The following is a 15,860-nucleotide window of genomic DNA, read 5'->3' as shown; positions in this document are numbered from 1 at the left end:
CGCGGCAGGCCGGCGTCTGACGCGCCCTGACCGACAAGGGTACCCAGACCACCGGCGAATTACACCTCGTTGCGCAGGCGCGGCGACTCCCGGTCCGCGGCTGCCGTCGCTGTCACACCGCGCCTGTTCAGGCGGCGTCGACCTGATAGCCCTCCTCGCGGATCGCCTCGATCAGCGCCTGCGCCTCGGCCTCGCTTTCCACCCGGACTTCCTTGGCCGCCAGATCGACCTCGACCTGCGCCTGCGGATCGACGCCCTGCAACGCTCCGGTCACCGCACGTACGCAATGGCCGCAGGTCATGCCTTGAACCTTGAATATCTGCATGGAATCAACTCCTCTAAGGAAAGTGATTGCAGTCTGGACCTTCACCTCATGGCAAGGTCAAGGCTGTCCCTGTCTCAGGAGTAACGCCGATGCGCCGTTCATTGATCGCCCTCACGCTCGCCTGCCTGGCCGGGTTGCCGCCGACCGTCAGCGCCCAGCAACCCGATGGCTACGCGGTGCTGATCGTCTCGCGCGATCGCCTCGAACTCGCCAGCCTGTGCGACATCGGCGTCTACCTGCAGGACGAACTGGCGGCGCGGCTGATGCCGGGACAGGAGGCGGCGTTCAACCTGCCGCCGGGCGCGCTATCGATTCGTGTCGACTCGATCAGCGGGCCGGGCCCGTGCAAACCGGGGATGCTCCGTCCGAGTCCCCAGCGCATCGACCTGCGGGCCGGGGAGATTCGTCACTACGACCTCGCGCTGGGCGTTGGCGGCTACTACCTGCAGGCCGGCAACCGCTGACTGCGCGGCAACATTCGGTACAAAAGCCTCGTGACCGGCGCTTGCGTATCCCCCTTCAAAACAGCAGGGTATATTTAGCCTGCTAATGATGAGGGAACACAGAATGGCCCGTTACTCGAACTCCCAGATCGCCCTGCACTGGCTCACCGCCGTGTTGATGGGGCTGATCATCGCCCTGCCCTACGGTCGCGATTTCTTCGGCGACTTCCTCGGCGGCACCGGCGGCGTATTCGTTTTGCACAAATCCCTCGGTCTCGCCGTGCTGGCGCTGACCGTGCTGCGCCTGCTGGTTCGCACGCGCCACGGCGCGCCGCAGATACTCCCGCCCGATGCCGTGTGGCAACAGCGCGCGGCCAAGGCCGGACACGCGCTGCTGTACCTGCTGCTGGTGCTGATGCCGCTCTCCGGCCTGCTGTTCGGCAAACGCCAGCTGGAGCTGTTCTGGCTGATCCCCCTCGAGCCGCTGCCGCTGTCCGACACCACCCGCGCGGCGGCCAAGTGGTTCCACGTCACCGCGCAGTGGCTGCTCTTCGCGATGATCCTCGGCCACGCACTGATGGCGCTGGTGCACCACTACGGCAAACGCGACGGCGTGCTCGCCGCGATGCTGCCGGCGGCGCGCGGCTGAGTCTTCGCGCTTCCGCTTGACCTTGCCCGGGGGGCAAGGTTGAGCATGGGGTCATCGGTCATTCAGGAGTCTCCCATGCCCAGCCCGCCCCTTCGCTACGACCTGCCCATCGCCGGCATGACCTGCGTGTCCTGCGCCGGTCGCGTCGAACGCGCGCTGGGCAAGGTGCCCGGCGTCAGCGTGGCCAGCGTTAATCTGGCGCTGGAGCGCGCGCATGTCGAAGCCGACGGCGTCGCCCTCGACGACCTGATCGGCGCGGTGCAAAAAGCCGGCTATGAGGTTCCTAGCCAGCGCCTGGAGCTGGCTATCGACGGCATGACCTGCGCCTCCTGCGTCGGCCGCGTCGAGCGCGCGCTGCTCAAACAGCCCGGCGTGCGCAGCGCCAGCGTCAACCTGGCCACCGAACGCGCGCATCTCGAACTGCTCGGCAGTGTCGAGCCGGCCGCGCTGATCAAGGCCGTCGAAGCCGCCGGCTACCACGCCCGGCCCATCGAGGAAGGCGCGCCGACCGTGGATGCCGCCGCGCGCCAGCTGCGCCGCGAGCGCCGGGCGCTGATCCTCGCCCTGGTGCTCGCCGCGCCCCTGGTGCTGCCGATGCTCGCCCAGCCGTTCGGCCTGCACCTGATGCTGCCGGCCTGGCTGCAGTTCCTTCTCGCCACGCCGGTGCAGTTCATTCTCGGCGCGCGTTTCTACGTCGCCGCCTTCAAGGCGGTGCGCGCCGGCGCCGGCAACATGGACCTGCTGGTCGCCCTCGGCACCAGCGCCGGCTACGGGCTGAGCCTCTACCAATGGTGGACGGCGCATCCCGGCCACACGCCGCACCTGTATTTCGAGGCTTCGGCGGTGGTCATCGCCCTGGTGCTGCTCGGCAAGTACCTGGAAAGCCGCGCCAAACGCCAGACCAGCGCGGCGATCCGCGCCCTCGAAGCGCTGCGCCCGGAACGTGCGGTGCGCCTGGTGGAGGGTCGTGAAGAGGAGGTGGGCATCGCCGAGCTGCGCCTGGACGATGTCCTGCGCGTGCTGCCCGGCGAACGCTTCCCGGTGGACGGCGAGGTGCTGGAAGGTGAAAGCCACGCCGACGAGGCGCTGATCAGCGGCGAGAGCCTGCCGGTGCCGAAACGCCCGGGCGACCGGGTCACCGGCGGCGCGATCAACGGCGAGGGCCGCCTGCTGATACGCACCACCGCGCTCGGTGGGGAAAGCGTGCTGGCGCGGATCATCCGCCTGGTAGAGGACGCCCAGGCAGCCAAGGCCCCGATCCAGAAGCTGGTGGACAGGGTCAGCCAGGTGTTCGTCCCGGCGGTGCTGGTGATCGCCGTAGTCACCCTGGCCGGCTGGCTGCTCGCTGGGGCCGGCATCGAAACCGCGCTGATCAACGCCGTCGCCGTGCTGGTCATCGCCTGCCCCTGCGCCCTCGGCCTGGCCACGCCGACCGCGATCATGGCCGGCACCGGCGTCGCCGCGCGCCACGGCATCCTGATCAAGGATGCCGAAGCGCTGGAGCTGGCCCACGCGATCACCGACGTGGCCTTCGACAAGACCGGCACGCTGACCTCCGGCGCGCCGCGCATCGTCCATCTGCACGCCTGCGACGGCGACGAGGCCGCCCTGCTGCTGCAGGCCGGCGCCCTGCAGCGTGGCAGCGAACACCCGCTGGCCAGGGCCATGCTCGCCGTCGCCGGCGAGCGTGGCCTGGTGCTGGCGGACGTGCAGGCCAGCCAGACCCTCGCCGGTCGCGGCATCGCCGGACGCCTCGACGGCCGCGAGCTGGCCCTCGGCAATCGCCGGCTGCTGGAGGAAAGCGGCCTGCAACCCGGCGCGCTCGCCGAACGTGCGCAGGCCTGGGAGGCCGAGGGCCGCACGCTGTCCTGGCTGATCGAACGCGCACCGCACGCGCGGGTGCTGGGCCTGTTCGCCTTCGGCGACAGCCTCAAGGACGGCGCCGCGCAGGCCATCGCCGCGCTGAACGCGCGCGGCATCCGCAGTCACCTGATCACCGGCGACAACCGCGGCAGCGCGCGGGTGGTCGCCGAGGCGCTGCAGATCGCCGACGTGCACGCCGAAGTGCTGCCGGCGGACAAGTCCGCGGTGGTCGCCGCGCTGCGCCAGGGCGGCGCGTGCGTGGCGATGGTCGGCGACGGCATCAACGACGCCCCGGCCCTGGCCGCCGCGGATGTCGGCATCGCCATGGGCGGCGGCACCGACGTGGCCATGCACGCGGCCGGCATCACCCTGATGCGCGGCGACCCGCGCCTGGTGCCGGCGGCGCTGGAGATCAGCCGGCGCACCTACGCGAAGATCCGCCAGAACCTGTTCTGGGCCTTCGTCTACAACCTGATCGGCATCCCGCTGGCGGCCTTCGGCCTGCTCAACCCGGTGGTCGCCGGCGCCGCGATGGCGCTGTCCAGCGTCAGCGTGGTGAGCAACGCGCTGCTGCTGCGCTACTGGAAACCCGATGCGTCCTAGGGTGCGCCTTGCGCACCGGGACAACCCAGGCGGTGCGCATCGCGCACCCCAGGCAACGACAACGAACCTCCCGCAGAACAGGAGAAGCCCATGAACATCGGCCAGGCCGCCCGCCACAGCGGGCTCTCGGCGAAGATGCTGCGCTATTACGAAAGTATCGGCCTGCTGCCCGCCGCCGCGCGTAGCGACAGCGGTTACCGGCACTATTCGACCGAGGACCTGCACCGCCTGGCGTTCATCAAGCGCTCGCGCGACCTGGGTTTTTCCCTGGCGGAAGTCGGCAAACTGCTGACCCTCTGGCAGGACCGCCAGCGCGCCAGCAGCGACGTCAAGGCGCTCGCCTGCGGCCACATCGACGAACTCAACCGCAAGATCGCCGAGCTCGCCGGCCTGCGCGACACCCTGCAGGAGCTGGTCGACCACTGCCAGGGCGACCATCGCCCGGACTGCCCGATCCTCAGGGACCTTGAATCCGGCGGCTGTTGCGCCTGAACACCGCGCACAAAAAAGCGAAGCCGAGGCTTCGCTTTTTTGATTCCGGCGCCGAAGCGCCGCCGCTCAGCTCATCCACGGCGGTGGCGGCGGTTCCTGCTCCTTGTCGTCGTCATCCTTCAGCGCGGCCTGCCGGCGCGCCTCGTCGGCCAGTGCGGCCTTGATCTCGCGCATCACCGCGTCGACGTCGGCTTCGTCCTCGGCCTCGACGAACTGGCCGGTCAACCGGGTCTCCGGCGTCAGCTTGCCCTCCTCGAACAGCGCCCACATCTCCTTGGCGTACTTGGTGTACCTGAGCTCCGGGGCGAAGCGGCCGAAATAGGCGGCCATGTTGCCGACGTCGCGCTCGAGCATGCTGAAGGCGTGGTTGTTGCCGGCGGCGTCCACCGCCTGCGGCAGGTCGATGATCACCGGGCCGTGGGCGTCGAGCAGCACGTTGAATTCCGAGAGGTCGCCGTGTACCAGCCCGGCGCAGAGCATCTTGACGATTTCGCCGATCATGAAGGCGTGGAATTCGCGGGCGTCTTCCGGCTCCAGGTCGACGTCGTTGAGACGCGGCGCGGCATCGCCGTAACCGTCGTCGATCATCTCCATCAGCAGCACGCCGTCGAGGAAATCGTAAGGCTTGGGCACCCGCACGCCCGCAGCGGCGAGGCGGAACAGCGCGCTGACCTCGGCGTTCTGCCAGGCCTCCTCGGCCTCCTTGCGACCGTGCTTGGTGCTCTTGGCCATGGCGCGGGCATCGCGGCTGTTACGGACCTTGCGCCCTTCCTGATACTCGGAGGCCTGGCGGAAGCTGCGCTTGTTGGCCTCCTTGTAGACCTTCGCGCAACGCAGTTCGGTGCCGCAGCGCACCACGTAAACCGCTGCTTCCTTGCCGCTGAGCAAGGGTCGCAGCACTTCGTCGATGAGGCCGTCCTCTAGCAACGATTCCAGTCGTTTGGGCGTTTTCATCGGTCTCCTTGGGACTCGTAAGGGTCAGCGAGGACTCTGTAAAATTTTCCGCAGCCTAGCATCGGCGCGACGGCATTTCGCCTCCCCTGAGGACCGATTGTCACAGAAGCCCGCCCGGCATGCGACCTTCCGGCGTGCATTGGCAACGCCCTCGGGGAATTGGCGGAAGAAGCCTGCGAGGTCCGCGTCAGCCCCTTCGTCAGCCTTCGACCACCCTCATCGCCCTGCGCTCCCACGACGCCGTTTGAAAGCGCGTTGCGGATTGGCTGCGCCGGCGCGGGCGGTGACAATCGAACTCCTTCAACCGAGCGATCCGTCCATGCCCGACTCCGCGCGCTACTGGCAAGCCGTCTGCGAACGCGATGCCGCCTTCGACGGGCGCTTCGTCTTTGCCGTGCGCTCCACCGGCATCTACTGCCGGCCGAGCTGCCCGGCGCGCCGGCCGCTGCGCACCAACGTCAGCTTCCACGCCGATGCGGCCGCCGCCGAAGCCGCCGGCTTTCGCGCCTGCCAGCGCTGCGTGCCCAATGGCCAGAGCCCGGCGCAGCAGCTGGACGCCCTGGTGGCCGCCGCCTGCCGCCTGCTGGAAAGCAGCGAAGCCACGCCGACGCTGGAGCAACTGGCCGCGCGCATCGGCCTGTCGCCCTCGCATCTGGCGCGGGCGTTCAAGGCGCGCACCGGGCTGACGCCGCGCGCCTGGGCCGCCGCGCAGCGCCGGCAGCGTCTGGAAGCCGCCCTGCCGGAGGCGGACTCGGTGCTCGAGGCGGCGCTGCAGGCCGGCTACTCGGGCACCCGCGCGCTGTACGAAACGCCCGCCGCGCTGAGCCCGGCGCAACGCCGCCAGCGCGCCGCCGGCGAACGCCTGCGCTATGCCTTCGCCGCCTGCCCGCTGGGCCTGCTGTTGCTCGCCGCCAGCGCACGGGGCGTTTGCGCGCTGCTGTTCGGCGACGACCGCGAAACGCTGCTCGCCGACCTGCGCCAGCGCTTCGCCGCCGCCGAACTGGAAGAAGACCCAAAGGGCCTCGGCGACTGGCTGGCGGCGACGCTGCGCCAGCTGGACGAGCCGGCACGCGCCGCGCATCTGCCGCTGGACCTGCGCGGTAGCGCCTTCCAGCAGCGCGTCTGGCAGGCCCTGCAGGCGATTCCCTCGGGGCAGACGCGCCGCTACGGCGAACTCGCCGAACAGCTCGGCAGCCACCCGCGCGCCATTGCCCGCGCCTGCGCCAGCAATCCGCTCGGTTTGCTGGTGCCCTGCCACCGCGTGGTCGGCGCCAGCGGCGCGCTCGGCGGCTACCGCTGGGGCGTGCCGCGCAAGGCCCTGCTGCTCGCCGCCGAAGCCGATGCCCGCGAGCGCAAGGGAAACTGAGCGCGTCGGCGTGGTCGGAAGACAAACCCGCACAGGATTCTCGCCATGCACGCACTCAAGCATTATCACGTCAGCTACCGCATCAACGGCCAGGACGCGTCCCTGGACATGCAGGAATTCGAGGAGCCGAGCCTGGACCAGGTACGCCTGCGGCTGATGCAGAAACACCAGGCCGAACCCCAGGTGACCACCGATGCGCCCTGGGAAGATCCGGTCTGCGACAGCGAATACAGCCGCATCGCCGAGCTGGGCATCAGCGACATCCGGGTCACGCCGAAACAGGCGTAGTTCCAGTGCGCCGCGCGCACCCCTACGAACCCAGGGCGCGCAGGGCGCCCGCCACCTAATGAGGAGATTGCCAATGAAAGCCATCGTCTTCGACGTGTTCGGCACCGTGGTCGACTGGCGTTCCAGCCTGATCGCGCAGTTCGCCGAGCTGGCGCGGGAAACCGGCCAGGCGATTCCCGGCGAGACCCTCGCCGATGAGTGGCGCGGGCACTACGCGCCTTCGATGGACCGAGTGCGCCGCGGCGAGCTTCCCTGGACGGTGCTCGACGGCCTGCACCGGCAGAGCCTGGATCGATTGCTGGAAGAGCACGGGCTGGACTTCGACGAGGCGCAGCGGCAGCGCATCAACCGCTTCTGGCATCGGCTGGAGCCCTGGCCAGACAGCGTCGCGGGGCTAACGGCGCTGCGCCGGCACTACACCGTCGGCAGCCTCACCAACGGCAACCTCAGCCTGATGCTGGACGTCGCGCGGCATGCCGGGCTGCCGTGGAACGTGCTGTTCTGCGCCGACCTGTTTCGCCACTACAAGCCCGACCGCGAGGTCTACCTCGGCGCCTGCGAGCTGCTCGGCCTGGCGCCCGAAGAGGTCATGCTCTGCGCCGCGCACAACTCGGACCTGAGCGCGGCCCAGGCGCTGGGCTTGAAGACCGCCTTCATCCCACGCCCCCACGAGTACGGCCCGCGGCAGACCCAGGACCTGCACGCCGAAGGCGACTGGGACTACGTCGCCAAGGACATCCTCGACCTGGCGATCCGCCTGCGCAGCGGCGATTCCGCGTAGGAAACGCCGGGCGCCGCCCGGGGGTTACGCGGCGCTTCGGTGAACGAACGTGGCTGAAGCCCAGCCTACGGAAATCGCACCGGTCCGTATGCTGGGTTAGGCGCCCCACCCGATTCATCGGCCGAACGACATCGCCGCGCGCGCCGTAACCCACCAGGCGAGCTCTCGCCGAGCGCCATCCGGTGGGTTAGGCGGCGCGAGCGTTTGGCGGCGTATCTGTCGATCGCGTGCTCGCCGCTAACCCACCCTACGGAAATCGCACCGGCCCGTAGGGTGGGTTAGGCGCCCCACCCGATTCCTCGGCCACACAATATCGTCACGCGCGCCGTAACCCACCAGGCGAACTCTCGCCGAGCGCCATCCGCTTCAACGCTCCAGAATCGCCGTAACGCCCTGCCCGCCGGCGGCGCAGATGGAGATCAGCCCGCGCCCGCTTTGCGCCGCGGCGAGCAGCTTCGCCAGGTTGGCGACGATGCGTCCGCCAGTGGCGGCGAACGGGTGCCCGGCGGCCAGCGAGCTGCCCTTGACGTTCAGCCGCGCGCGGTCGATGGCGCCCAGCGGCGCCTCCAGGCCAAGCCGGTCGCGGCAGTAGCCGGCGTCTTCCCAGGCCTTCAGCGTGCAGAGCACCTGCGCGGCGAAGGCTTCGTGAATCTCGTAGTAGTCGAAGTCCTGCAGCGTCAGCCCATTGCGCGCCAGCAGCCGCGGCACGGCGTAGACCGGCGCCATCAGCAGCCCTTCCCTGGCCTTGACGAAATCCACGGCCGCCGCCTCGCCGTCCCTGAAGTAGGCGAGGATCGGCAGGCCGCGCGCCCTGGCCCAGTCCTCGCTGGCCAGCAGCACCAGCGAGGCGCCGTCGGTGAGCGGCGTCGAATTGGCCGCCGTGAGGGTGCCGCGCGGGCCCTTCGCGAACACCGGTTTCAGCGTCGCCATCTTCTCCAGGCTGATGTCGGCGCGCAGGTTCTGGTCGCGGTTCAGGCCCAGGTAGGGCGTCAGCAGGTCGTCCTGCCAGCCCTCGGCGTAGGCGGCGGCGAGCTTGTGATGGCTGTCGTAGGCCAGTTGGTCCTGCTCGGCGCGGGGAATCGCCCACTCCTGCGCCATCAGCTCGCAGTGCTCGCCCATCGACAACCCGGTGCGCGGCTCGCCGTTGCGCGGCAGCGCCGGCTTGAGATGGCCGGGGCGAAGCTGCATGAACGGCATGAGCTTGTCGGCCGTGGATTTGCCGCGGTTGGCCTGCAGGAGGATCTTGCGCAGCCCTTCGTTGACCCCGATGGGCGCGTCCGAGGTGGTATCGACGCCGCCGGCGATGCCGCTGTCGATCTGCCCGAGGGCGATCTTGTTGGCCACCAGGATCACCGCTTCCAACCCGGTGCCACAGGCCTGCTGGATGTCGTAGGCCGGTGTTTCCGGCGCCAGGCGCGAGCCGAGCACGCATTCGCGGGTCAGGTTGAAGTCGCGCGAATGCTTGAGTACTGCGCCGGCGGCGACTTCGCCGAGGCGCAGGCCGTGCAGGTTGTAGCGCTCGATCAGGCCCTCCAGCGCGGCGGTTAGCATGTCCTGATTGCTCGCGGTGGCGTAAGCGGTGTTGGATCGGGCGAAGGGAATGCGGTTGCCGCCGACGATGGCGACCCGGCGCAACGAAGTCATGGCGAGGCTCCTGGTTGAGGCCGCGCCGCCGCGAACGAGTGGCGGCGCGACGTGGTCCACTTTGGAGATTCAATGCAGGAGTCCGTTCCATGAGCGACCGTTATTTCACCTTCGCCAATTCCGCTCTCGGGCAGAAGCTGGTGGCCTCCCTCGGCCTGCCCTCGCCGGTGCCGCTGGAACGCTGGAGTTCCGGGCGCGGGCGCCCGGTGGACGGCGCGCTGCTGCTCGGCGGCGATGGCGCGCTGGCCGCCGGCCTGCTGCCGAGCCTGGCGAGGCTGACCGACGCGGTGTACACGCCGAACGCGGTCGCCGGCCTGCCGAGCTGGACCGCCGAGCACGGCCCGCGGCTCAAGGCCCTGGTGTTCGATGCCAGCGCGATCGTCGACTGCGACCAACTCGTGGCCCTGCGCGACTTCTTCCAACCCGCGATGAAGAGCCTCGCCGGCAACCCCCACGTGGTGGTCCTCGGACGGCCGCCGGAAACCCTCATCGATCCCTTCGCCGCCAGCGCGCAGCGCGCCCTTGAAGGCTTCACCCGCTCGCTGGGCAAGGAAATCCGCCACGGCGGCACGGTGCAGTTGCTGTACGTCGGCGAAGGCGCCGAAGACCAGCTGGAGGGCGCGCTGCGCTTCTTCCTCTCGCCGAAGAGCGCCTACGTCTCCGGCCAGGTGATCCGCCTCGCGGCCAGCGAGCAGAAGGTGCAGGACTGGACACGGCCGCTGGCCGGCAAGCGCGCGCTGGTGACCGGCGCCTCCCGCGGCATCGGCGCGGCCATCGCCGAAACCCTCGCCCGCGACGGCGCGGAAGTGGTGCTGCTGGATGTGCCCAAAGCGCAGAAGGAGCTCGACGCCCTGGCCGCGCGCCTGGGCGGCAAGGCGCTGGGCCTGGACATCGGCGGCGAGGAGGCGCCGCAGCGGCTGGTCGAGGCGCTGCCGGACGGCGTCGACATCGTCGTGCACAACGCCGGCATCACCCGCGACAAGACCCTGGCGAAGATGACCGACGAGCTGTGGAACTCGGTCATCGCGGTCAACCTCAAGGCGCCGCAGCGGCTGACCCAGGCGCTGCTGGAGAACGGCACGCTGCGCGACGAAGGCCGCGTGCTGCTGGTGTCGTCCACCAGCGGCATCGCCGGCAACTTCGGCCAGACCAACTACGCCACCAGCAAGGCCGGGCTGATCGGCCTGCTGCAGGCCTGGGAGCTGGAGCTGGCCAAGCGCGGCATCACCATCAACGCGGTGGCGCCGGGGTTCATCGAGACGCAGATGACCGCGGCCATGCCGCTGACCATCCGCGAGGCCGGGCGGCGGATGAACTCGCTCGGCCAGGGCGGCCAGCCGCAGGACGTCGCCGAAACCGTCGCCTGGTTCGCCCAGCCCGCATCCGGTGGCGTTACCGGGCAGGTGCTGCGCGTGTGCGGACAAAGCCTGCTGGGCGCCTGAGGGGGTCGACATGAGCCAACCCTGGACCGAGTTGCACGCCCCACCCGCGCTGCCCGAGCTGTTCCTGCGCGCCGCCTTGAAGCGCAAGGTCAGCGGCCGCACGCTGCCCGAAGGCGGCCTGCGCTGCCCGGTCAGCGTGGAAGCGCGCCACCTCGCCGCCTACCGGCGCGTCTGCGCTTTCGCCGACGACGGCCGGCTGCCGCCGACCTACCCGCACGTGATGGCATTCGCCCTCCAGATGCGCCTGCTGACGGCCGACGATTTCCCCTTCCCGCTACTCGGCCTGGTGCACCTGGAAAACCGTATCCGCGTGTTGCGTCCGCTCGGCGGGCTGGGCCCGTTCCGCGTCGGCGTGCGCGTGGCCGACCTGCAGCCGCACGCGAAAGGCGCGCTGTTCAGCCTGCTGATCAGCGTCGACGACCAGCTCGGGCCGCTCTGGGAAGGCGAAAGCCGTTTTCTCAGTCGCGCCGCGAAGGTTCCGGGCGAACCGCGCGAGGCCGCGCCCCGCGAGGCGCTGGCGCTCGCCGAAGTCGACCACTGGAGGGCGCCGGCGGATATCGGCCGCGCCTATGCGCGGGTCGCCGGCGACTACAACCCGATCCACCTCAGCGCCCTCAGCGCGCGCCTGTTCGGCTTCCCCCGCGCCATCGCCCACGGCCTGTGGCTCGAGGCGCGCAGCCTGGCGGCGCTGGGCGATCGCCTGCCGGACGCCGGCTACGAGGTGCAGGTGCGCTTCAAGAAACCGCTGCTGCTGCCCGGCGAGCTGACCCTGCTGGCCAGCACGCCGGGGGCGAGCGGCCAACTGGCGCTGCGCGGCGCGGCCGACCTGCCGCACATGGACGGCGAGTGGTCAGCGCTGGCCTAGAGCACACGCCGAACCTTGCGCGGGCGGGCGCAACCCTCGAAGCTATGCGACTCCAAGGAGCCCCGCATGAACCTCGAACAGCTCACCGCCCGCATGCACGCGATCCGCGATGCCAACGACTGGCGGAAATTCCACAGCCCGAAGAACCTCGCCATGGCCGCCAGCGTGGAGATGGCCGAGCTGGTGGAAATCTTCCAGTGGCTCGACGAAGACCAGTCGCGCCAGCTGCCGCCCGAGCAGCTCGAACATGCCGGCCAGGAAGTCGCCGACGTGGTCCTCTACCTGCTGCTGATGTGCGCCGAACTGGGCATCGACATGGACCAGGCGGTGCGCGCCAAGCTCGCCGACAACGAGCGGCGCTTCACATGAGCGACCGCCACTTCGACGCCCTGGCGACGCGCTTCGCCGAGAAGATCTACGGCGGCGCCAAGGGCGCGATCCGCCTTGCCGTGCTGCAGGCCGACCTTGCCGAAACCCTGCCGCAACGCCCGTTGCGGGTGCTCGACATCGGCGCCGGGCTCGGCCACATGGCGCTCTGGCTGGCTGAACGCGGCCATCAGGTGACTCTCGCCGAGCCGGCCCAGCCGATGCTCGACGGCGCCCGCCAGCGCTTCGCCGAGGCCGGCCTTGGCGCCACCTTCATCCAGGCGCCCTGGCAGGAACTGCCCGAACGGCTGGAGGCGCCCTACGACCTGGTGGTCTGCCACGCGGTGCTCGAATGGCTGGCCGAACCGGCGGCGATCCTGCCGGCGCTGCGCCGGCTCACCGCCGACGATGGCTGGCTGTCGCTGGCGTTCTACAACAAGGACGCGCTGGTCTACCGCAACCTGCTCAAGGGGCATTTCCGCAAGCTGCGCAAATCCAGCTTCGCCGGCGAGGGCCAGAGCCTGACACCGCAGCGGCCGCTCGACCCGCGCGAGCTGGCCGCGCAACTGCACGCCGATTGGCGGGTCGAAAGCACCAGTGGCGTGCGCGTGTTCCACGACTACATGCCGGCGGAATTCCAGGCCAAGGCCGACCCCGCCGACCTGATCGAGATGGAGCTGGCGCACCGCCGGCATCCGGCGTTCGCCGGGCTGGGCCGTTATCTGCACTGGCTCTGCCAGCCACGCTGAGAGGGCGTTCATACGCCGCAGGAGATTGACCATGAAGCGTCGCTTCGCGTTTTCCGCCACCCTCGGCCTGCCCTTGGCGCTGCTGCTCGCCGGCTGCGCGAAGGACAACCCCTACACGGCCAGTTCCAACCCGCTGCCACCGGCCCCGCCACAGGCCACGGCGAATGCCTACGACGCCAGCGCCTATCCGGCCGCCCCGCGCGACTACGGCCGGTACCGCAACTGGAGCTGGGCGCAGGGCCGGATGCCGGCGGGCGCCAGCTGGGCGACGCCCGAGCAGATGGCCGAGGCCGTGGCCGCCGGCCTCGACCGCCGCGGCCTGCGCCCGGCCCGGGCCGGCAACCCGGCCGACCTGCAGGTCAGCGCCGACCTGCGCGTGGAGCGCCGAGTGCGCCGGGTCTACGATGACTATGGCTACGGCGGCGCCTACGGGCGTGGTCCCTATGGGCGCGACTACTATGGCGGTTACGCCAGCGCGCCGATCGTGCGCACCTATGAGGAACAGGTCCTGGTGGTGCGCATCGAGCTGCTCGACGGCGCCAGCCGCCAGCCGGTATGGAGCGGCAGCGCCGAGGCGCGCGCCGGTGGCGACAGCCCGTCGACGAACCGTGAGGCGCTGCGCGATGCGGTCAACCGCGCGCTGGAAAAATACCCGCCGTCCTGACCCGGCGCGCGGGGCGTATCCTCGAACGATCAGGTTTTTCCGGAGAATCGATGATGTTCAAAGCCCTGCTGTGGATACCCGCCCTGCTCCTGCTCGGCGCCTGCCAGTCGGTCCAGATCGACCGCGACTACGACGCCACGCGCGATTTCGCCGCCTACCGCAGCTGGGCCTGGCAGGCGCCGGTGGTGCAGTACCGACCCGACGATCCGCGGATCAAGAGCGACCTCACCGAACAGCGCATCCGCGAAGCGATCGGCACCCAGCTCGACCAGCGCGGCCTGCGCCCGGCGGCGGCTGGCTCTGCGGCGGACCTCAAGGTGCAGGCCTGGCTGATCGTCGACGAGCGCCGGGAGGAGGTCAGCACCAACTATGGCGGCTATTGGGGCGGTTACTGGGGCAACTACTGGGGCGGCCCGGCGATCAACCAGACGCGGACCATCGACTACAAGGTCGGCACCATCCAGATCGACCTGCTCGACGGCAAGGACGGCAAGCTGGTCTGGCGCGGCAGCGCCGAGCAGATCATGCGGCAGAATCCGCCCAGCCCGAACGAACGCGCCCAGGCGATCAACGACACCGTGGCCAAGGTGCTCAGCCAGTATCCACCGCGCTGAGCCGGCCCGCTCCGTTCGCCCCTAGGCCCAAGAACAGGCTCTGACAGGAGAAACGCCATGGCCGATAACCCGCGCCCCGTCACGCTCGATGGCCGCCTTCCCGCCGATGCCGAGGCCGTGGAATTCGTCGAGCCGCAGGCTGATGGCCCGCAGCGCTATGCCGAAGCGCTGGCGGAGATCGACGGCACGCTGCAACGCGAGGGCATCCTCGGCGTGCGCTTCGAGCACGTCGGCAGCAGCGCGGTGCCCGCTCTGGGCGGGCGACCGTCGATCGACATCCTCCTGGTGCCTCCGCACACCCTGGACGGCGCCGACCTGGTCGAGCTGCTGCTCGGGCTCGGCTACCGCCAGCGGGGCGACGAGCTGGTCAGGCGTGGGCAGCGCCTGCGGATTCTCGACTCGCAGCAGGCCAGCCAGGCCCTGCGGGTGCGCGACTGGCTGCGCCAGCACCCCGAGGACGTGGCGACCTTCAACGCGCTGAAACGCAAGCTGGTGGACAGCCCGATCGCCGATGCGCAGGCCTACGAGCGCGGCAAGCAGGCATTCTTCGCCACCCTCCTCGCCCTCGCCGATGCCGAGGCGTCCGCCGCGCATCCGCCGCGCTGAACGGGCGCTTCATCCGAACGCGATGTCGCAAGGCTGGGGCATAATCCCCGGCCCTCTTCCCGACCGGAGTCCTTATGCCTTTCGCCTGGTGGCTGCTCGCCCTGCCCTTCGTCGCCGGTTCGGTCCTGACCCTGCAAGCCGGCATCAACGGCCTGCTGGCCAGGCAGGTATCCAGCGTCGCCGCGGCAGCCTTGATTTCCTTCGCGGTCGGCACCGCGCTGCTGTTCTGCATCACCCTGGCCCAGCGCGAACTGCCCAGCCTGAACATGCTCAAGGGCCTGAGCTGGTGGCAGTGGTGCGGCGGCTTCCTCGGCGCCTTCTTCATCGTCACCGCGGCGTTCGCCGGTCCACGGGTCGGCGCGCTGCTGTTCATGGTGCTGGTGCTCGCCGGCCAGCTGAGCATGGCGGTGGTGCTCGACCATTTCGGCTGGGCCGGCTTTCGCGAAGCGCCGATCAGCCTCGGCAAGATCGCCGGGCTGGTGCTGATTCTCGGCGGCGTGTGGCTGATCCGCCGCGGCTGATCGACCAGCCCGGGCACCTCGGGCCGGAGGTCTCCTGGGTGAACCCGCAAGGGTCGGTCAGAGGCGGAAACGTCCCACCTGCATGCTCAGGTCGTCGGCCAGGCCGCGCAGCACCTGGCAATCGTCGCGGCAACTGGACACCTCGCTGGCGGTGGCCTGGGCCAGATCGGCGATGCCCTGCACGTTGCGGTTGATCTCCTCGGTCACGGACGACTGCTCCTCGGTCGCCGCGGCCACCTGATGGTTCATGTCGCTGATCCGTTCGACCTGGTCGCTGATGGCACTGAGCGATTGACCGGTGCGCTGACTGGATTCCACGCCCGTGCCGGTCGCGGCCTGGCCGGCGTGCATCGAGCCGACCGCGGTGTCGGCGCCCTGCTTGAGGCGCCCGATCATCTGCTGGATTTCGTCGGTGGAGGCCTGGGTGCGGCTGGCCAGCGTGCGCACCTCATCGGCGACCACGGCGAAACCGCGGCCCATCTCGCCAGCCCGCGCAGCCTCGATCGCCGCGTTCAGCGCCAGCAGATTGGTCTGCTCGGAAATCCCGCGGATCACCGCCAACACCTGGTCGATGGAACCGATCTGGGTCGCCAGCGCCTGCACGGCGCTGGCGGCGCTACCGATC

19 protein-coding genes are annotated in these 15,860 nt (G+C 69.8%); 15 read left to right on the top strand and 4 right to left on the bottom strand.

The features are described 5' to 3' along the window. Positions 1 to 127: 127 nt before the first annotated feature. Positions 128 to 325 (bottom strand): cation transporter, encoded by a 198-nt coding sequence (locus QMX85_RS10930; protein ID WP_282340771.1) that lies wholly within the window; start codon positions 323 to 325, stop codon positions 128 to 130. A gap of 89 nt (positions 326 to 414) precedes the next feature. Here QMX85_RS10930 and QMX85_RS10925 point away from each other — a divergent pair, with 89 nt between their 5' ends. The 4 genes from QMX85_RS10925 (at position 415) to cueR (ending at position 4,375) form a co-directional block, all read left to right on the top strand. Further along, entirely contained in the window at positions 415 to 789 is a 375-nt protein-coding gene (locus QMX85_RS10925; RefSeq protein ID WP_282340770.1) for a hypothetical protein, read from the top strand. A 103-nt stretch (positions 790 to 892) separates the two neighbouring features. Beyond that, a complete protein-coding gene (locus QMX85_RS10920; RefSeq protein ID WP_282340769.1) occupies positions 893 to 1,417 on the top strand; it encodes a cytochrome b in 525 nt (174 codons plus the stop codon). A gap of 75 nt (positions 1,418 to 1,492) precedes the next feature. Continuing rightward, positions 1,493 to 3,883, top strand: coding sequence for a heavy metal translocating P-type ATPase (locus QMX85_RS10915; RefSeq protein WP_282340767.1), 2,391 nt, complete (start codon positions 1,493 to 1,495; stop codon positions 3,881 to 3,883). 90 nt (positions 3,884 to 3,973) lie between these two features. Next, positions 3,974 to 4,375 carry a Cu(I)-responsive transcriptional regulator gene (cueR, locus tag QMX85_RS10910; RefSeq protein ID WP_090225370.1) on the top strand — a complete coding sequence of 134 codons (402 nt, stop codon included), beginning with the start codon at positions 3,974 to 3,976 and terminating at the stop codon, positions 4,373 to 4,375. Between the two features lie 66 nt (positions 4,376 to 4,441). Here cueR and QMX85_RS10905 read toward each other — a convergent pair whose 3' ends face one another. Further along, positions 4,442 to 5,329, bottom strand: a complete 888-nt coding sequence (locus QMX85_RS10905; protein ID WP_282340766.1) for a PA4780 family RIO1-like protein kinase — start codon at positions 5,327 to 5,329, stop codon at positions 4,442 to 4,444. 319 nt (positions 5,330 to 5,648) lie between these two features. Between QMX85_RS10905 and ada the strand changes: the two genes are divergently transcribed. The 3 genes from ada (at position 5,649) to QMX85_RS10890 (ending at position 7,764) form a co-directional block, all read left to right on the top strand. Continuing rightward, positions 5,649 to 6,695, top strand: coding sequence for a bifunctional DNA-binding transcriptional regulator/O6-methylguanine-DNA methyltransferase Ada (gene ada, locus QMX85_RS10900; RefSeq protein WP_282340765.1), 1,047 nt, complete (start codon positions 5,649 to 5,651; stop codon positions 6,693 to 6,695). Positions 6,696 to 6,740: 45 nt separating this feature from the next. Then, the gene (locus tag QMX85_RS10895; protein ID WP_282340764.1) at positions 6,741 to 6,983 is read left to right on the top strand and encodes a hypothetical protein; all 243 of its coding nucleotides are present in this window, start codon (positions 6,741 to 6,743) and stop codon (positions 6,981 to 6,983) included. Between the two features lie 73 nt (positions 6,984 to 7,056). Further along, positions 7,057 to 7,764, top strand: a complete 708-nt coding sequence (locus QMX85_RS10890) for a haloacid dehalogenase type II (RefSeq protein WP_282340762.1) — start codon at positions 7,057 to 7,059, stop codon at positions 7,762 to 7,764. Between the two features lie 366 nt (positions 7,765 to 8,130). Here QMX85_RS10890 and QMX85_RS10885 read toward each other — a convergent pair whose 3' ends face one another. After that, the gene (locus tag QMX85_RS10885) at positions 8,131 to 9,408 is read right to left on the bottom strand and encodes an acetyl-CoA C-acetyltransferase (protein WP_282340760.1); all 1,278 of its coding nucleotides are present in this window, start codon (positions 9,406 to 9,408) and stop codon (positions 8,131 to 8,133) included. Between the two features lie 89 nt (positions 9,409 to 9,497). Between QMX85_RS10885 and QMX85_RS10880 the strand changes: the two genes are divergently transcribed. The 8 genes from QMX85_RS10880 (at position 9,498) to QMX85_RS10845 (ending at position 15,235) form a co-directional block, all read left to right on the top strand. After that, entirely contained in the window at positions 9,498 to 10,850 is a 1,353-nt protein-coding gene (locus QMX85_RS10880; RefSeq protein ID WP_282340758.1) for a 3-oxoacyl-ACP reductase, read from the top strand. A gap of 10 nt (positions 10,851 to 10,860) precedes the next feature. Then, entirely contained in the window at positions 10,861 to 11,715 is an 855-nt protein-coding gene (locus QMX85_RS10875; RefSeq protein WP_282340756.1) for a MaoC/PaaZ C-terminal domain-containing protein, read from the top strand. A gap of 66 nt (positions 11,716 to 11,781) precedes the next feature. After that, positions 11,782 to 12,084, top strand: a complete 303-nt coding sequence (locus QMX85_RS10870; RefSeq protein WP_273230339.1) for a nucleotide pyrophosphohydrolase — start codon at positions 11,782 to 11,784, stop codon at positions 12,082 to 12,084. Further along, complete coding sequence (locus tag QMX85_RS10865; RefSeq protein WP_282340751.1) at positions 12,081 to 12,830, top strand: methyltransferase domain-containing protein; 750 nt, start codon at positions 12,081 to 12,083, stop codon at positions 12,828 to 12,830. The genes QMX85_RS10870 and QMX85_RS10865 overlap by 4 nt, the downstream gene beginning before the upstream one ends. A 31-nt stretch (positions 12,831 to 12,861) precedes the next feature. After that, positions 12,862 to 13,494: a DUF4136 domain-containing protein gene (locus tag QMX85_RS10860; RefSeq protein ID WP_282340749.1), complete on the top strand. Its 633-nt coding sequence runs from the start codon at positions 12,862 to 12,864 to the stop codon at positions 13,492 to 13,494. Between the two features lie 53 nt (positions 13,495 to 13,547). Further along, complete coding sequence (locus QMX85_RS10855; protein ID WP_282340852.1) at positions 13,548 to 14,108, top strand: DUF4136 domain-containing protein; 561 nt, start codon at positions 13,548 to 13,550, stop codon at positions 14,106 to 14,108. Between the two features lie 57 nt (positions 14,109 to 14,165). Then, entirely contained in the window at positions 14,166 to 14,714 is a 549-nt protein-coding gene (locus QMX85_RS10850; RefSeq protein WP_282340747.1) for a GrpB family protein, read from the top strand. A 74-nt stretch (positions 14,715 to 14,788) separates the two neighbouring features. Continuing rightward, positions 14,789 to 15,235, top strand: coding sequence for a DMT family transporter (locus tag QMX85_RS10845; protein WP_090225352.1), 447 nt, complete (start codon positions 14,789 to 14,791; stop codon positions 15,233 to 15,235). Between the two features lie 57 nt (positions 15,236 to 15,292). On the opposite strand, the gene QMX85_RS10840 is transcribed toward QMX85_RS10845, so the two are convergent. Next, a partial coding sequence (locus tag QMX85_RS10840; RefSeq protein WP_282340743.1) for a methyl-accepting chemotaxis protein occupies positions 15,293 to 15,860 on the bottom strand: 568 nt, incomplete at its 5' end.

This window comes from Pseudomonas sp. PS02288 (assembly GCF_029959715.1).
Classification (GTDB): domain Bacteria; phylum Pseudomonadota; class Gammaproteobacteria; order Pseudomonadales; family Pseudomonadaceae; genus Pseudomonas_O; species Pseudomonas_O kuykendallii.
The sequence above is the reverse complement of the archived record's forward strand: the minus strand, read 5'-3'. Positions and strand labels throughout refer to the sequence as shown.

What these genes read in the sequence shown, in the direction of transcription:
- QMX85_RS10875 (WP_282340756.1), top strand. Translation starts at nt 10,861, where the DNA reads ATGAGCCAACCCTGGACCGAGTTGCACGCCCCACCCGCGCTGCCCGAG.
- cueR (WP_090225370.1), top strand. Translation starts at nt 3,974, where the DNA reads ATGAACATCGGCCAGGCCGCCCGCCACAGCGGGCTCTCGGCGAAGATG.
- QMX85_RS10920 (WP_282340769.1), top strand. Translation starts at nt 893, where the DNA reads ATGGCCCGTTACTCGAACTCCCAGATCGCCCTGCACTGGCTCACCGCC.
- QMX85_RS10850 (WP_282340747.1), top strand. Translation starts at nt 14,166, where the DNA reads ATGGCCGATAACCCGCGCCCCGTCACGCTCGATGGCCGCCTTCCCGCC.
- QMX85_RS10865 (WP_282340751.1), top strand. Translation starts at nt 12,081, where the DNA reads ATGAGCGACCGCCACTTCGACGCCCTGGCGACGCGCTTCGCCGAGAAG.
- QMX85_RS10855 (WP_282340852.1), top strand. Translation starts at nt 13,548, where the DNA reads ATGTTCAAAGCCCTGCTGTGGATACCCGCCCTGCTCCTGCTCGGCGCC.
- QMX85_RS10880 (WP_282340758.1), top strand. Translation starts at nt 9,498, where the DNA reads ATGAGCGACCGTTATTTCACCTTCGCCAATTCCGCTCTCGGGCAGAAG.
- QMX85_RS10895 (WP_282340764.1), top strand. Translation starts at nt 6,741, where the DNA reads ATGCACGCACTCAAGCATTATCACGTCAGCTACCGCATCAACGGCCAG.
- QMX85_RS10925 (WP_282340770.1), top strand. Translation starts at nt 415, where the DNA reads ATGCGCCGTTCATTGATCGCCCTCACGCTCGCCTGCCTGGCCGGGTTG.
- QMX85_RS10845 (WP_090225352.1), top strand. Translation starts at nt 14,789, where the DNA reads ATGCCTTTCGCCTGGTGGCTGCTCGCCCTGCCCTTCGTCGCCGGTTCG.
- QMX85_RS10870 (WP_273230339.1), top strand. Translation starts at nt 11,782, where the DNA reads ATGAACCTCGAACAGCTCACCGCCCGCATGCACGCGATCCGCGATGCC.
- QMX85_RS10885 (WP_282340760.1), bottom strand. Translation starts at nt 9,408, where the DNA reads ATGACTTCGTTGCGCCGGGTCGCCATCGTCGGCGGCAACCGCATTCCC.
- QMX85_RS10905 (WP_282340766.1), bottom strand. Translation starts at nt 5,329, where the DNA reads ATGAAAACGCCCAAACGACTGGAATCGTTGCTAGAGGACGGCCTCATC.
- ada (WP_282340765.1), top strand. Translation starts at nt 5,649, where the DNA reads ATGCCCGACTCCGCGCGCTACTGGCAAGCCGTCTGCGAACGCGATGCC.
- QMX85_RS10915 (WP_282340767.1), top strand. Translation starts at nt 1,493, where the DNA reads ATGCCCAGCCCGCCCCTTCGCTACGACCTGCCCATCGCCGGCATGACC.
- QMX85_RS10890 (WP_282340762.1), top strand. Translation starts at nt 7,057, where the DNA reads ATGAAAGCCATCGTCTTCGACGTGTTCGGCACCGTGGTCGACTGGCGT.
- QMX85_RS10860 (WP_282340749.1), top strand. Translation starts at nt 12,862, where the DNA reads ATGAAGCGTCGCTTCGCGTTTTCCGCCACCCTCGGCCTGCCCTTGGCG.
- QMX85_RS10930 (WP_282340771.1), bottom strand. Translation starts at nt 325, where the DNA reads ATGCAGATATTCAAGGTTCAAGGCATGACCTGCGGCCATTGCGTACGT.